Genomic DNA, 14,712 nt, shown 5'->3' on the forward strand with positions numbered 1-14,712 from the left:
GGCCCGTGGCATCGTCAGGGCGCATGCACGTGTTTTATTCCGACCAGTTCGTGCTGCCGCTCCCGCCCGGTCACCGCTTCCCGATGGCCAAGTACGCCGCCCTGCGCGCGCGCGTGGCCGCCAGCGGGCTGGTCGACCCGGCCGACATGCACGTGCCCGAGCGCGCCACCCGGGACCAGCTCGCGCTGGCGCACGACCCGGGCTACGTCGATCGCGTCTGCCGCGGCGAGCTCAGCGCCCGCGAGCAGCGCGAGATCGGCTTCCCCTGGTCCGAGGCCATGGTCGAGCGCTCGCTGCGGTCGACCGGCGCCACCATCGGCGCCTGCCGGGCCGCGCTCGCCCACCGCAGCTTCGCCGTCAACCTCGCCGGCGGCACCCACCACGCCTTCCGCGACCGCGGCGACGGCTACTGCGTCTTCAACGACAGCGCCGTCGCGGCCCGCGTGATGCAGGCCGAGCGCCGCGCCGACCGCGTCCTCGTCGTCGACTGCGACGTCCATCAGGGCGACGGCACCGCCAGCATCCTCGCCGGCGACGACACCATCTTCACCTTCTCGATCCACGGCGCCAAGAACTACCCCTTCAAAAAGCAGGAGAGCGACCTCGACATCCACCTGCCCGACCGCACCGGCGACGCCGACTACCTCGCTGCCCTCGAGCGAGGCCTCGCCGAGGCCCTCGCCCGCGCCCGCCCCGACCTCGCCATCTACCTCGCCGGCGCCGACCCCTACGAGGGCGACCGCCTCGGCCGCCTCGCCCTCACGAAAGACGGGCTGGAGCGGCGCGACCGCCTGGTCTTGGGGACATTGCGTGAAGTACATGTCCCGGCAGCCATCTCGATGGCCGGCGGCTACGCCAAGGAGCTCGACGACGTGGTCGAGATTCACTTCAAAACGGTGAGCATCGCCGCGGAGCTCGCGCCCTAGGGTCCCGGGCAGCGCGACGCGTGCCACCTTCGGCCGGTCGGGTCACGTCACCTGTCGCCGATGCGCCGGCGGAGAGCTGCGCTGGACTCGCGACGGGCGCCCCGGGAGGCAGCGAGGCGCCCCGCCACCGCCTCGTGCATCCTCGCACGATCACGAACGACGCGATCATCAGCAGGACCGCCACGAGCTTCGACGCCCATCCCGGGTGGAAGAACAGCAGAAAGAACACCAGGTCCGACGCGACGGACGCGACACCTGCCAAGCGCCCGAACACCCGCTCGTAAAATTCGTTCCAGTCCTCCATCGTCGGCACTCGCGGCGCGGAAGCCGGCGCGGCCGGCCCTACGAGTTGCGCCTCCTCCGAGCGAGCCGGAGCCGCCAACGCGGCCGAGCGCTCGTCGGCGAGCGCGGGCCCACACATCGGCCGGCGGCCCGCCAGGTATCGCCGGGACCAGCGCTCGATGAGTCCGCCCCACACTCCGAAGAACACCCAGAAAGCGAGCGCGCTCTGCCACCAGGCGAAGCCCAGGGCTTCGATGAGCACGAAGAAGCAGGGCACGGCGGCCCAGAAGAGCAACGAGATCGGAGTCAGGGATGCGAAGACCCAGAATTCATTGGTTGCCCAGAATCCCCATTTCTGGGACGGCAATGGTTTGAGCGGCCCTGCTCCTCGCATCTTCTCGGCCCCTCACCCGTTCTGCGCTCCGTCGCATTTTCCGGTGATCCATCCGGACACTTTTTTATAGACGAACGAGCCGGCGCCGACGCACCATTTCTTTTGATCAACAGCAAGCACCTGCCCCCACCAAGGTGGCCGTGCTGGCGCCCGCGATCTTGCCGGCTACATCGCATTTTCCGTCGCGCGATGCAGCACCGAGCGCGTCCGTGAGCATATCCTCTTGCCAGACCTGGACGACGCTGGCTGCCACGTCATGCGCCTGAGTGGCCCCGAGGCCCGCGAAATCGGCCCACTCCCAGGCGAGGGCGCCGTCGACGAACCCGACTTCGACCATGACAGCCTCGCCGACCGTCACGTGGCCTCGGCCGGAGTCCTCGTCTTCCGAATACACCGCGACCGAGACAGCACCGACCCCCCGCAGGTCGTAGCTGATCTCGAGATAGCCGTCCTCCGCGTCCGCACGGAGGTTCTCCAGCGTGATGGGCGCCTGGAGGCTATCGAAGAAATCGCCGACACTCGCAGGCGGAGCAGGCGCCGGGGCGCTCTCTGCGGCGACCGGCGAAGCGAAAAGCGAGAGAAGCAAGGACGCGACGGCGGCGGAGGGATGCACGCCCCCTCCTTGCTTCGGCTGCAGGCCGCCGCGCGCGCGTGCGGCCAGGAGCAGTCGCAGCCCCGTGACGACCGGCTGCCGTCGAGCCGTGCGCGAGAAGGCGGGGGCGGCGAACATCGTCGGAGGCAGCGCCGGCGCGAAGGTAGGGCGGGCGCCGGCGCGGAGGTAGGGCGGGCGCCGGCGACGTCCGGTCCCAGGGTGTCCCCGCGAGCAGCCGGCTGAGGCCGCGGACCTTCGCGACGGGCGGCCGCAGGCGTCGTGCAGCTCAGTCGCACGGCACGCACGGCGAGTAGTGCGCCTCCCACCCCGTACATTCTTTCGGGCACCAGGCCCCGGTCCCCCAGCACGTCCGCTTCATGATGTTGTTGACCCGCCCGTTCGGGCAAGTTCCACAGGCGTGGAAGGCGTGGCTGTATTCCATGTACTGGTCGCTGCAGGGATCGGCGGCCGGTTCGACCGGCGCCGCGAGGTCCTCGAGCTCCTCGTCGACGGAGACCTGCCGCTCGGCCCCCTCGTCCTCCGCGTCCTCCGCGACGGCCCGCGCCTCGGCGTTCACCAACGCCTCCTCCTCGGCGGCGAGGCTCGCCTCGTCGCAGCCGCCGATCGCCGGCGAAAACACCACCCCGCACAGTCCGGCCAACATCTTCTTCATCATGGATTTCCTCCTCACGGTCGAGTTCGGTTCGGGGAGCCCTTGCGAGCCCTTCTGCGGGGATGACAGGAGCGGCGACCCGTTGTCGCATCGCCGCCAGCAAAAAATGGGCACCGCGCGTTCCCGGGGGCCGCGCCCGAATCACGAACTACGCTGCGAGCGCTCGGCGAGCTCGACCATGCGGCTTTCCGCCCATTCGCTCGAGCCCACCTACCCATTGCTGTTACCGGAGGATTCGCGCCGCCATTGCGAGCGCCACCCTCCTGACAAGGGCGCGAGGAGGATCATCTCGGGGGCAGCATCTTCTCGCCAGTCCTGCTGCGCGCGTGCGGGCCGGGAACCGATCGACCCGTTCGCGGCACCACCCCCCCTTCGCTTCAAGCCCGGCGGACGCTCACCCCGAGCTCTTGCAGGCGACGCATCACGTACCCCGGCTCGAGCAGGCTCTCCGGGTGATACAGCCCCGGGGCCGGCGCCTGCCCGCCCGCGAGCCCGAGCAGCCGCTCCGTGGCGAGCGCGGCCCCGTGCGCGCTGAGGTTCGCGTAGACGTCGGCGTCGACCAATTCATAGCGCCGCCGCGCCGGCGCCCCATCCGGACCCTCGCCGGCGATCTCCACGATCAGCTCGGTCGAGGGATCCTGTCCGCCCGTCCTCTCGCGCCCCGCGAGGTCGACGCGCAGCGAATTCGCGTCGAGCGCCGCCGCGAGGCTGACGACGTCGAGCAGCGGCAGCGCCTGCCCCCGGCGCGGCGCGCCGGTGACGTCGACCACCTCGCGCACGGCATCCTGCCCTTCGACCCACCGCCACAGTCCGTCGCGACGGATCAGCGCGCTCGGGCACTCCTGCGTCAGCCGTTCGAAGTCGGCCTGCGAGGCCGGCCCGCCCTGGTCGTCGGCGTCGACCACCCCCGCCAGCGCGACCGACTCCACCTTCTTGAAATTCTCGCTCGCGAGGTGCAGCGCCGCGAGCGTGCCGACCCCGCCGAACACGTGCCCGAGCACGACGATCGGCGCGCTCTGCGGCCGCTGCACGTAATGCGCGATCTCCGGCCCGATCTCGAACGCGAAGCTGGCGAACGACACATACGGGGTCTGCTGCGCCTGCGCGTACTTCAGCGAGCTCAGCCACGGGTCCTTGAGCAGCGCTACGATCGCGCTGAAGGCCGCGCCCGCGTCGAGGCCGAGGTCTTCGCGCGACAGGTCGACGGTCGCCGCGGTCGTCGGCCCGCCGATCTTCGCGGCCACGGCGGCCGCCTTCTCGGCGTTGCGCGCGGCGATGACGATCGGCAGCTCCGGCTGCAGGCGGCGCAGCGTCCTGGCGACGCGGCTACCGACCACGCCGGAGCCGCCGAGCAACAAAACCGGATTCTTCATGGATGCGGACATACGGATGAACTCCTCTCATTCACTCGCGGGTGACGGTCTCAGGCGCGGCGGATCTGGGTGCCGAACTCCACGAGCCGGCCGAGCAGGTGCTCGGGCTCGATGATCACGTGCGGCAGGTACAGCCCCGGCGGCACCGGCGGCCCGCCCGCGAGGCCGAGGAGGCGCTCGACGCCGACGGCCACGCCGACCGCGGTGATCGGCGCCTGACCCTGGGGATGCACCAGCTCGTGGCGCACCGTGGCGGTGGTGCCGTCGCCGCGGGTGCCGGTGATCTCGAGGATGATCTCGGTGGAGAACGGCTCGCCGCGCCGGCGGGTCGACGACTCGCCGATGGCGACGACGCTGCGGATCGATCTCGCCCCGGTGGCGGTCGCGAGGCCGAGGACGTCGAGCAGCGAGTAGCCCTGCCCGGTCACCTCGCGCCCGTCGACGGCCCTGAACACGCGTGACGCGGCCTCGCCGGTGATCCACTTCCACTGGCCGTCGACCCGCTGCAGCGCGCTCGAGACGGCCTTCGTCTGCCGCTCGAGGTCGACGTAGGCGGCAGGACCGCCGATGTCCTGCTCGTCGAGCACGGCCGCGAGCTCGATCGACTCGACGCTGCGGAACTCGCGGGCCGCCTGCAGCGCCGCCAGCATGGCCGCGCCGGCCAGCCAGGTGCAGTCGAGGAGGATCGGCGCGCGCTGCGGCCGGGCCACGTACAGCCCGACCGCCGGCCCGAGCTCGAACGGGGCCGTCGAGATCTCGAGGTACGGCACGCCCCGCGCCTGCGCGAACGCCAGCGAGTGCATCGTGTCGTCCTTCACGAACATCACCACGGCGCTGTAGGCCCGCCCCTCGGGCTGCCCGAGGTCGGCGCGCGCCAGGTCGACGATGACCGCGTCGGCCTCGCCGAGCGCGTCGGCCACGGCGCGCGCCTTGTCGAGGTCGCGCCCGCCGATCGTGATCGGCAGGTCGGGCTGGAGGCGACGAAGGGTCTGCGCGGCGATCGAGCCGACGACCCCCGATCCGCCGACGATGAGGACAGGTGCTCTCGTACCGGTGGACATGACAAAAAACTCCTCTCGCGCGGCAGCCGGACCGCCGCGGTTCGCTCGTGACGCCTCGCCGGCGCCGTAACTTACTCTTAGTAAGTTACTGATGGTAATATGCCCCGCCAGTGCTACTGTCAAGGACGTCCGCGCAGAAACCCTCGCGCGACCCGCCAGGCCCGAACCCATGACGGAGACCACCACCAAGCGGCTGCCGAAGGCCGAGCGGCGCACCCAGTTGCTCGAGACTGCGCAGCAGATCGTGCGCGAGGAGGGGACCGACGCGCTGACGCTCGGCCACCTCGCCGAGCGCGCCGGCGTCAGCAAGCCGATCGCCTACGGCCACTTCCAGACCCGCTCGGGCCTGCTGGTCGCGCTCGCCCGCGAGCTCGACGACCGCCACATCGAGGCGCTGCACGAGGCCCTGGGGCGCACGCGCCAGCGCCTGCCCGAGGTCGCCCGCGTGATCAGCAGCGCCTACATGCACTGCTACGTCACCGTCGGCCCGGAGTGGCTGGCGATCCTCGCCGCCCTGCAAGGCGACAGCGAGTCCGAAGCGGTCGCGCAGGAGCTGCAGGACCGCTACGTCACGATCTACCGCAACGCCCTCGCCCCGTTCTCCGGGCTGCCGCCGCGCGAGCTGCAGCGCCGCTGCGTCGCCATCATCGGCGCCGCCGAGGCTCTCGGCCGCGAGCTGTTCCGCGGCCGCCTCGACGAGGCCGGCGCCGCCGCGACGCTCGCCTCCTTGATCGTCGCCTGGCTGTCATGACCGGCGGCGAGCGAGGCCACCGAATGGCTACCTGCCCTCGGGGACAGCCTCGGCAACGCGGAGCGCGAAGCCAGGCGGCGCGAGCTGCCGGCGATCCCGCATGATCCCCTGAATGGCCATACCGGGCCGCTCCCATCATTTCCGGCAATCGGCGAGCAGGCGCAGGACTTCGGCCGATTCGGGCGCGAACGGCTCCCCGTGGCCGGCGTAGACGTCGCGGGCCTGGACGAGCAAGCGTCGCACCTCCGGGCCGCACGATGGCGAGAGCGCGAGCGATCCTCGCGCCAGGTCGACCCGCGCGGCGGCGAGGTCGGGGTCGTCTTCGTCGACGTGGCGCTCGAACAGCGCGAGCGCGGCCCGCAGCGCCTCGACCGCGAGCGGCGCCTCGTCGCGCGCGAGGTGGACCCGCCCGAGCGAGCGCTGCGCGGCCGCCAGGTCGAGGGTGGGCTCGCCGGGAATGGCCGACAGCGCGGCCACGGCGGCCTTCGCGGCCGTCAGCGCCTCGTCGCGCTCGCCCAGCGCGAGCAGGGCATCGGCGGTGACGCTGCGGATCTCCGCGGTCGGGGTCGCGTCGACGCCGTCGACCTCCTCGCTGATCGCCAGCGCCTCCCGCAGCCACGGCAACGCCTCGCCCGCGCGCCCGCGCCGGAGCAGGTCGGCGGCCGCCAAATACAGGAACGACGCCAGGAACTGGTGGCCCTCGCCGTAGGTGGCCCTGACCCGCTGCACGGTGCGCTCGTGGAGCACGCGCGCCTCGGCCGGATCGACGGTCGCCGTCGCGAGGTACAGCATCCCGTTGACCCACGTCAGCACGTCGGCGCTGTCGGTCAGGGCCAGCGCGCGGCTGGCTCGCTCCCGCGCGGCCGCGAATCGGCGCAGCTGAATGTCGAGCAGCGAGAGGTGCAGCAGCGGCCAGATGTCGCCCGCGCCGGGCTCGCCGCCGTGGGCGAGCGCGGCCTCGAGCCGGGCCCGCGCGGCCCGCTTGCGGCCGAGCCCCATGAGCGTCTTGGCCTCGTAGATCCCGAGCTGGGCGACCAGCGGATGCGCCGCGCCCAGCGTCTCCTCGGCCTGGGCGGTCGCGGCGGTGTACCAGGCGAGCGCGGTCCGGACGTCGCGGACGTCGTGGGCCAAGAGCCCGAGGTTGATGCGGGTGCGCGCCAGGTCGAGCGGCGTCGGACCCTCGGTCACCGCCAGCGCTTGCTCGTACAACCGCCGCGCGGCGGCGAAGTCGTGCGCGGTGTAGGCCACCGCCCCGCGATTCATGGCCGCGAGCCACTGCAGCGTGCCCTCCCGCGGGAAGCGGGCCGCGAGCGCGGCGGCCCACTCGCCGTCGTCGGCGGCCCGCTCCGGCGTGCCGAAGAAGACTCCGCGGACGAACAGGCGCCGGCTGACCGCCTCCGCGACCACCCGGTCGGCCCGGCCCTCGATCCCCGCCTGCACCGCGCGAGTGAACGCCCGCTCGGCCTGCTCGCCGCGCCGGCGATCGAGCTCGAACTTTCCCAGCGCGAGGCTGGACTCGGCGACGAGCGGCGAGAACCCGAGCGCCTCCGCCCGCGCGAGCACCTCCTCGGCGCCGGCCGCGGCCTCGGCGAAGCGTCCGGCGCCGGCCAGCGCCTCGAGCTCCGCGAGCCTGCCCCGCGCGGCCTCGACCGCCCGCGCGCGCTCGGGCTCGTCCGGCAGCGGCGTCTCGTCGAGCAGCGCCTCGACGTCGCCGCAACCATCGAGCCCCGGCAATTGCAGCGCCGCCTCGACCGCGCGCTCCACCACCGTCGCGTCGGCGTGGGTCAGCAGGTCGGTGAGTGAGGCGAAGCCGGCGCGCCGGCGATCGAGGCAGGTCATGCGCAGGTCGAGCAATTGCGGCGATTGTTCGCCGCGCCGGTGCGCCTCGCAGGCGTCCTTGCGCATCGAGCTCCATGCATCTGCATAGTCTGCGACGATCGGCTGCACGCGACGGGCGGCCTCGGCCGCGTAGCTCGAGCCGGTGGCGACGAACGCCGCCTCCATCTCGGCCCGCCGCGCCTCGTTCCACAGGTCGTGCAGCTCGAACGCGGGCCCGCTGCACGGCGAGGTCGCCGGCCCCTGCGTCGCGCCCCACACCGAGGCGCCGACCGCCGCGCTCAGGCCGAGCGACAGGAGGACCGTCCGCCGCCGCGCCCCCGGTTCGTGCTCGAGCGCGTCGCACATCGCCGCCATCGACGGGTGGCGCTGCGCCGGGTCGCGGGACAGCCCCCGCAGCACCACGCGCAGCACCCACGTCGGCACGTCGGTGCCCGCCGGCGGCGGTCGCACCGCCCCGGCCCGCAGCGCCTGCGTCAGCGCCGCCAGCGAGCGGGCGTCGAACGGCAGCTGGCCGTAGAGCGCCTCGTACAGCGACACCGCGAAGCTGAATTGATCGCTGCGCTCGCTGGCCGGCTCGCCCTCGAGCTGCTCCGGGGCCATGTACGCCGGCGTGCCCATCAGCGCCCCGGTGCGCGTCAACGGGGTCGCCAGCGCCCCGCCGATCGGCTCACCGACCCCGTCGACCGGCGACGCCAGGGCCGCCGCGCGCGCGAGGCCGAAGTCGAGCACCTTGACGCGGCCGTCGTCGACGCCGCCCTCGACGAGCATCGCGTTGTGCGGCTTGAAGTCGCGGTGGATCACCCCGGCCCGGTGCGCCGCCGCCAGGCCGCGACCGGCTTGCACGTACACGCCCAGCGTCGCCCGCCAGCCCGGCCGGCGCTCGGCCCAGCGGTCGAGGCTGACCCCGCGCAGGTACTCCATCACCACGTAGGCCTGACCGCGGTCGCGACCGACCTCGATCACCGACACCACGTTGGCGTGGACCACCCGCGCCATCGCCTGCGCCTCGCGGACCAGCCGCTCCTCCGCGCCGGCCGACAGCGCCGCGCCCAGCAGCTTGATCGCCACCCGCCGGTCGAGCTCCGGGTCGTACGCCGAATACACCATCCCCATGCCACCCTGGCCGATCCGGTCGAGCAACGAGTAGCGACCGATCCGCAGCGGCGCCGCCTCTCGCGGGAACAGCCGCGCAACCAGCAGATCTTCCATCCGCTGCTCGTCGGGCCCGTCGAGGCCGGGGAAGGCCAGCCGCGGGGACGTCGTGTCGGCGAGCTCGCGCGCGATCGTCTCGACGCTTCCGAGCGCCTCCGTGTAATTTCGCGGCATCGTCGCGTCCTCGACCGCGTCAGGTCGAGCAAGCGACGCCTTCAATTCACCCGCTGCATCTTCAGGCCCCGATCTCATCCCGGATCCGGCGGGCCCAGGTCTCGAGGCCCTCGACGGTGCTCTGGCGCAGCGCGGGCACTGTCTGCCTGGCCTGGATCACCTGCTCGAGGCGCAGACGGGCCCGCCGGATCTTCGTCCGCACCGTCGGCTCGGGCATCTCGAGCGCCTCGCCGATCTCGTGGGCGCGCATGCCCTCCCAGTAGTACATCTCGAGGATGATCTGCGCCTCGAGCGGGATCTGCCGCAGCGCTCGCAGCAGCAGCTCGACCTCGCGCGCGTGTCCGAGCAGCGAGGACGGCGTCGGCCGCAGGTCCTCGGCCGTCGCGGTGGTGAAGTCGAGGTGCTCCTGGTCGCGCCGGGCCAGGCGGTAGTGATCGAACAGGACGTTGCGCGCGATCCCGAACAGGAACGCGCGGAACGAAACCTCGCCGCGGATCCGCGCGCGCGCCTCGAGGCAGCCGAGGAAGGTCCGCTGGACCAGGTCGTGCGCCTGCGCGCCGGCCTTGTTGTGGAAGAAGCGGAGGACGAGCTTGTAGTGGCGGCGGAACAGCCGTTCTCCGGCCCCGGAGTCGCCGGCCTGCCAGGCGCGAAGGAGGTCGAGGTCCGCATCCATGGACGGGATTGTAGCCGCCGCGAAAAAGCTCGCCTCACGGTGAATTGAAAATGTCGCCGGCTCTACCTCCGCCACGAAACCTCAGGAGACAGCCGAACATGCTCGCCCGATCCCGCGCTCTTTCGACCCTCGCCGCCCTCGCCCTCACCGTCTCGCCCGCCTGCGACGAGATGGACCCGGAGTCGGAGGCCATCGACGCCTCGCCGCGGCGGGGCGGCACGAACGGCCCCCCGACGAACACCTGGAAGATCGGCACCTCCAGCATCTCGGCCGTCGACACGCTCGGCGCCGAGCTCGACGGCGTCGTACTCGTCGACGTCGAGATCAACAACGGGCCCGGGCTCTACGACTCGATCGACCCCGGCACCCTCACCGTCGACCGCGGCACGTTGCAGGCCGAGATCAACGGCCTCATCTTCACCGGAGCCCAGTTCGAAGGCTCGCGCTGGACCTTCACGCTCGACGGCAGCGTGCTGCAAGCGGAGCTGACCGCGGTGGAGGACGCCGACGCGGCCGGGCTGCACGTCCCCGACCTGAGCCGGCTCGACCCCGAGCGCCTCGTCTACACCTTCGTCTGGCTCGACGGCATCGACCCTGTCCCCACCTGCGAGAACGACGCCGTCGGCGGCGCGCGCACGGTGATCTTCGGCGGCTTCGTCGTCGACCACGAGAGCGGCGACATCACCGCGCGGGCGAATACCCTGTACCTCGGGTGCATCTCGGGTGCTGTCGGCAAGGCCGCGCTGTGGGGCTACGCGCCCGACAGCCCGAGCCGGACGAGCATCCCGCTTCCGGCGTTCGAGACGGCGACGCGAATGGTCCGCGCCGACTACTGCGGCGACGGCGTGTCGCACACGGACATCGGTAACGAGGTCACGATGAAGGACCGCTGGGGGATCAATGACATGTCCTTCCCTGGCTTCTCCACCGAGGCGGTGTGGGAGGCCGGTGGCGCGGCCAAGTGCATCAAGCAGGTCCGCGAGACGGGCGCCGACGTGTCCGAGCCCTTCGAGTGCCCCGATCACGAGATCCCGGTGTGCAGCAGCGACGTGGCCCTGCAGATCCACTGGGACGACCACGCCTACGGCGACTTCTGGTCCAACATTCGCCAAACCGGTGCGCGTCGTCACGCCGAAAATCGTTCCGCGCGGTGACCGGTGCACACGCTCACCCGCGGTTCGCTTCGCATCGACGACACCACGAGCGGCGATGCAGCCTCGTCGCACGGCGGAAGAAGTATTGTTCGAGCATGGAGCCGTCAAGATCACCCCGGCTCGCGTGGTCAGCGGCGGCACCACCGATGCCGTCGCCAACATCACCTCGGTGAAGGCGGCGACGGACACGACCTGCCGCGTTTACGGCGCCTTCATCGTCCTCCTCGGCCTGCTCTTGGCTTTGACCCGTTCGACCGAGGCGATCGTCCTCGGCGTCCTCCATGCCGTCTTCGGCAAGTATACCGAGGTCGTCCTGACCACCGGCGCCGCCGAGCAGAAGGCGTTCCGCGCCCGCGACGAGAAGCTCGCGCTCGAGGTGGCTTCGGCGATCGACCTCGCCATCATGAAGCGCGGCGCCCTGCTCGGCCGATGAAGTCCGCAGCTCAGCGCAGGCGGTCGAGCTCGCCGGTGCAGTCGAGCGTCACGCCGTTTTTGAGCGGCACCGACGTCACCCCCACCGCGTCGCGGTCGACCCCCATCGCCCGGGCGATCGACACCAGCAGGCGGTTGTGCGGCGGGCCTTGCAGCTCGTCGCCGAGCAGCCCGGGCACCGCGTGCGTCTGTCGCCAATAAATATAGCGCCCCGCCTTGTCAAAATATCCGGTGCCGCCGGCGAGGACCACGGGCAGGTGGTGCAGCTGGTGCTCCGGCGTCCCGAGCTCGCTCGCCCACACCACCAGCGTATCGTCGAGCAGCGTCCCGCCGGCGCTCGGGATGTCCTCGAGGACATCCAGCAGCCTGGCCACGTCCTCCGCGTGGTAGCGGCCGAAGTTCGTCATCACCTGGGCCGCGACCGGGTCGGACGACACCGCGTGGGCGAAGTCGTTGTGGATGTCACCCGGCGGCGCGCCGACCTGCTCGTTGCGGAGGCCCCACAGCGCCAGCAAGCCGACGCGGGTGAGATCGCACGACAGCGCCAGCGCGGTCAGCGTCGTGAACAGCTCAGTCCGCTGGTCGTACCACTCGGGTTCTTCCCAGGGCGCGACCTCGCCGGGCGGGGCCGGCACGTCACATGTCTTTTGGGACAGCGCCTCGAGCTGCAGCTCGAGCGCGCGCAGCAGGTCGCGGTGTTGCTCGACCTTGAGGCGGTCGGCGGCGCCGAGGCGGGGCGCGACCGCGGAGAACTGCGCGCGCGCCAGCTCGACCACCTGGCGCTGGCGGGCGCGGATCGCCGCCATGTCCGTCGACGGCGGCGCGCCGCCGGGCCCGTCGGGGAACAGCCGCGTGTACAGCTCGGCCGGCTCGTAGATGTACGGCAGCGTCTTCCCGCTCGCGTCGTACGAATACGGCCAGCTGCCGTGAGACACCTGCAGCGACGCGATCTGGCCCGGCTCGGCGATCGCCGACGCCACGATCTGGTCGATCGACGGCCCCTGCGCGTGCGCCGGCCCGTCCTCGAGCTCCACCGCCTGCGTCCCCGTCAGCGCCGTCGCGTGGCCTTCCTTGTGCTCGTTGAGCGCGGTCGTCAGGCCGACCGCGTTGCCGAGCCCGTCGAGGATCGACAGTCGCGCGCGGTGGCGGTGGAGGGGTTGCAAGACCTCGCTGAACTCCGCTTCGCCGAGCGGCGACAGCGGCACCTCCCAGTCCGCGTCTTCGGGCAGCTCGCCGGGGCGCATGCGCCAGCGCGGGTACACCGCGCCGTGCTCCGTCATCACGATGAGCAGGCGGCGCACCGGCGCCTCCGCCTGGGCTCGCGCGCCGCGCGGCAGCAGCGAGGGCAGGCACAGCGCGCCGAGGCCGAGCCCGAGCCCGCCGCGCAGCCACGTGCGACGCGACGTCGACGTCACCTCGTCTCCTTCGCGCCGAGCAACTTTGCGCGCGCGATCGCGCTCGCGTGTGGGCCGTCCGCGGAGCGCGTGTCGCTCCTGCGGACATGCACATGCATCACTCGCGCGACCATCGCTGTCACCCTACGAGGCGCGTCGCGGCGGGTCAAGGCGCGCGGCGCTCACCGCGGGAGAGCGTTGACACGTTCGCGCGGGCTTCTCTAAATTGTCTGGCAGTGTCGGTCACGATCGAGGGCGAGCGCGTCGATCAACTCCTGCGCATCATCGTGGCGGCGGCGACGGGCGACTACGAGTTGCGGGTCCCTCTGGTCGAGGAGGACGACGACGAGTTCCTCGAGGTCGAGCTCGGGGTCAACTACTTGCTGGAGGAGCTGGCGCTCGGCAAGGCCAAGAGCGACAGCCAGCGCCAGCAGCTCGAGGCGCGCGCCGAGGAGCTCGCGCACCAGCAGAGCGAGCTGGTGCAGGCGCTGTCGACCCCCGTGATCGCCGTGTGGCCCGGCGTCCTCGCGCTGCCGCTGGTCGGCCGCGTCGACGACGAGCGGGCCGCGCAGATCACCGCCGTCTTGCTCGAGCGGGTCGCCGCCGAGCGGGCCACCCACGTCATCATCGACCTGACCGGCGTCGGCACGATCGCCGGCACCACCATGCCCGCGCTGCTCCGCATGGTCCGCGCGATCGGCCTGCTCGGCGCCGGCTGTCTGCTCACCGGCATCAGCCCCGCGGTCGCGCAGCAGATCGTCGCGCTCGGGGCCGAGGGCGGCGCCCCCGTGCGCGCCTTGGCCCAGCTCAGCGACGCGCTCGCGCACGTCCTGGCCCAGAAAGGCGCGCTCCGGGGCTGACCATGCCGTTCCGCTACGAGGAGCTCGTGACCCCCAGGGGCCGGCCGTACGTGCGGGTCCACGTGTCGGGCGACATCAGCCTCGGCGACGCCGAGGAGTACGTGACCCGGTTCCTCGGGCCGTATCGCGGCCGGCACGTCCTGTCGGTGGTCGCCAGCGGCACCGAGTACTCGGCCAAGGCGCGCAAGCACCTGCTGTCGATGAGCGACGCCGGCCCGCACGCGACGGTGACGACCAGCGCGCTGGTGCGGGCGGCGATCAACCTGATGACGCGGTTCGCGAACACCGGCAAGTACCGCGTGTTCGCCGACGAATTCGAGGCGATGGCCTGGCTCGACGACCAGGAGGCGTGAGGTGTCGCTGACGGTCTCGCAGGCGCGGATCCAGGAGCTCTTGAACGTGCTCGTCGCCGCCGGCAGCGGCGACTACGACGTGCGGGTCCGGCTCGAGGAGAACGACGACGCCCTGCTCGACGTCGAGATCGGCATCAACTACCTGCTCGACGATCTGGTCGACCGCCGCGACCAGAACGAGGCCCAGGAGGAGGAGCTGCTGACGCGCGCGCGGCTGCTGGCGCGCCAGCAGGAGGAGCTGGTGCAGGCGCTGTCGACCCCGGTGATCGCCGTGTGGCCGGGCGTGCTGGCGCTGCCGCTGGTCGGCCGCATCGACGACGCGCGGGCCGCCACCATCACCGCCGTGCTGCTGGAGCGCGTCGCCGCCGAGCGGGCCAGCCACGTCATCCTCGACCTCACCGGCGTCGCCGCGATCGCCGGCGCCACCATGCCGGCGCTGCTCCGCATGGTCCGCGCGATCGGCCTGCTCGGCGCGCAGTGCCTGCTCACCGGCATCCGCGCCGAGGTCGCGCCGCAGATCGTCGCGCTCGGCGGCGCCGACATTCACGTCCGCGCGCTCGCGCAACTGTCCGACGCGCTGGCCCTGGTGCTCGCCGAGAAGGGCCAGCTCGACCTGCCTTCCACGTAGG

15 protein-coding genes are annotated in these 14,712 nt (G+C 72.0%); 7 read left to right on the forward strand and 8 right to left on the reverse strand.

The features are described 5' to 3' along the window. Nucleotides 1-23: 23 nt before the first annotated feature. Nucleotides 24-926 (forward strand): histone deacetylase family protein, encoded by a 903-nt coding sequence (locus NAEX_RS17460; RefSeq protein WP_096328619.1) that lies wholly within the window; start codon nt 24-26, stop codon nt 924-926. Here the strand turns inward: NAEX_RS17460 and NAEX_RS17465 are convergent. From NAEX_RS17465 to NAEX_RS17485, 5 genes are all read right to left on the reverse strand, one after another. Beyond that, nucleotides 889-1,485 carry a hypothetical protein gene (locus NAEX_RS17465; RefSeq protein WP_143825585.1) on the reverse strand — a complete coding sequence of 199 codons (597 nt, stop codon included), beginning with the start codon at nt 1,483-1,485 and terminating at the stop codon, nt 889-891. The genes NAEX_RS17460 and NAEX_RS17465 overlap by 38 nt on opposite strands. Before the next feature lie 223 nt (nt 1,486-1,708). Further along, on the reverse strand, nt 1,709-2,332 hold the full coding sequence (locus NAEX_RS17470) for a hypothetical protein (RefSeq protein ID WP_096328621.1): 624 nt from the start codon (nt 2,330-2,332) through the stop codon (nt 1,709-1,711). Between the two features lie 148 nt (nt 2,333-2,480). Next, entirely contained in the window at nt 2,481-2,870 is a 390-nt protein-coding gene (locus NAEX_RS17475; RefSeq protein ID WP_096328622.1) for a hypothetical protein, read from the reverse strand. Between the two features lie 374 nt (nt 2,871-3,244). Further along, complete coding sequence (locus tag NAEX_RS17480; RefSeq protein ID WP_245913746.1) at nt 3,245-4,240, reverse strand: hypothetical protein; 996 nt, start codon at nt 4,238-4,240, stop codon at nt 3,245-3,247. 50 nt (nt 4,241-4,290) lie between these two features. Beyond that, entirely contained in the window at nt 4,291-5,301 is a 1,011-nt protein-coding gene (locus NAEX_RS17485) for an SDR family oxidoreductase (protein ID WP_096328623.1), read from the reverse strand. A 169-nt stretch (nt 5,302-5,470) separates the two neighbouring features. Here NAEX_RS17485 and NAEX_RS17490 point away from each other — a divergent pair, with 169 nt between their 5' ends. Beyond that, nucleotides 5,471-6,052, forward strand: coding sequence for a TetR/AcrR family transcriptional regulator (locus tag NAEX_RS17490; RefSeq protein ID WP_096328624.1), 582 nt, complete (start codon nt 5,471-5,473; stop codon nt 6,050-6,052). Nucleotides 6,053-6,187: 135 nt separating this feature from the next. On the opposite strand, the gene NAEX_RS17495 is transcribed toward NAEX_RS17490, so the two are convergent. Both NAEX_RS17495 and NAEX_RS17500 read right to left on the reverse strand, forming a co-directional pair. Then, nucleotides 6,188-9,217: a serine/threonine-protein kinase gene (locus tag NAEX_RS17495; RefSeq protein WP_170135799.1), complete on the reverse strand. Its 3,030-nt coding sequence runs from the start codon at nt 9,215-9,217 to the stop codon at nt 6,188-6,190. Nucleotides 9,218-9,278: 61 nt separating this feature from the next. After that, nucleotides 9,279-9,890: an RNA polymerase sigma factor gene (locus NAEX_RS17500; RefSeq protein WP_096328626.1), complete on the reverse strand. Its 612-nt coding sequence runs from the start codon at nt 9,888-9,890 to the stop codon at nt 9,279-9,281. Nucleotides 9,891-9,988: 98 nt separating this feature from the next. Here NAEX_RS17500 and NAEX_RS17505 point away from each other — a divergent pair, with 98 nt between their 5' ends. Together NAEX_RS17505 and NAEX_RS17510 are read left to right on the forward strand one after the other, a co-directional pair. Beyond that, the gene (locus tag NAEX_RS17505) at nt 9,989-11,044 is read left to right on the forward strand and encodes an ADYC domain-containing protein (protein WP_100793332.1); all 1,056 of its coding nucleotides are present in this window, start codon (nt 9,989-9,991) and stop codon (nt 11,042-11,044) included. Continuing rightward, nucleotides 11,007-11,477 (forward strand): DUF6232 family protein, encoded by a 471-nt coding sequence (locus NAEX_RS17510; protein WP_143141111.1) that lies wholly within the window; start codon nt 11,007-11,009, stop codon nt 11,475-11,477. Before NAEX_RS17505 ends, NAEX_RS17510 begins: the two co-directional genes overlap by 38 nt. A 10-nt stretch (nt 11,478-11,487) precedes the next feature. Here the strand turns inward: NAEX_RS17510 and NAEX_RS17515 are convergent, their stop codons facing one another. After that, a complete protein-coding gene (locus NAEX_RS17515; protein WP_096328629.1) occupies nt 11,488-12,891 on the reverse strand; it encodes a DUF1552 domain-containing protein in 1,404 nt (467 codons plus the stop codon). 215 nt (nt 12,892-13,106) lie between these two features. Between NAEX_RS17515 and NAEX_RS17520 the strand changes: the two genes are divergently transcribed. From NAEX_RS17520 to NAEX_RS17530, 3 genes are read left to right on the forward strand one after another with little or no spacing between them, the layout of a single operon-like run. Beyond that, the gene (locus tag NAEX_RS17520; protein WP_170135800.1) at nt 13,107-13,730 is read left to right on the forward strand and encodes an STAS domain-containing protein; all 624 of its coding nucleotides are present in this window, start codon (nt 13,107-13,109) and stop codon (nt 13,728-13,730) included. A gap of 2 nt (nt 13,731-13,732) precedes the next feature. Further along, complete coding sequence (locus tag NAEX_RS17525) at nt 13,733-14,083, forward strand: STAS/SEC14 domain-containing protein (protein ID WP_096328631.1); 351 nt, start codon at nt 13,733-13,735, stop codon at nt 14,081-14,083. A 1-nt stretch (nt 14,084) separates the two neighbouring features. Further along, nucleotides 14,085-14,711, forward strand: a complete 627-nt coding sequence (locus NAEX_RS17530; protein ID WP_096328632.1) for an STAS domain-containing protein — start codon at nt 14,085-14,087, stop codon at nt 14,709-14,711. Nucleotide 14,712: the final 1 nt, after the last annotated feature.

The sequence above is a fragment of the Nannocystis exedens genome, from assembly GCF_002343915.1.
Lineage (GTDB): Bacteria > Myxococcota_A > Polyangia > Nannocystales > Nannocystaceae > Nannocystis > Nannocystis exedens.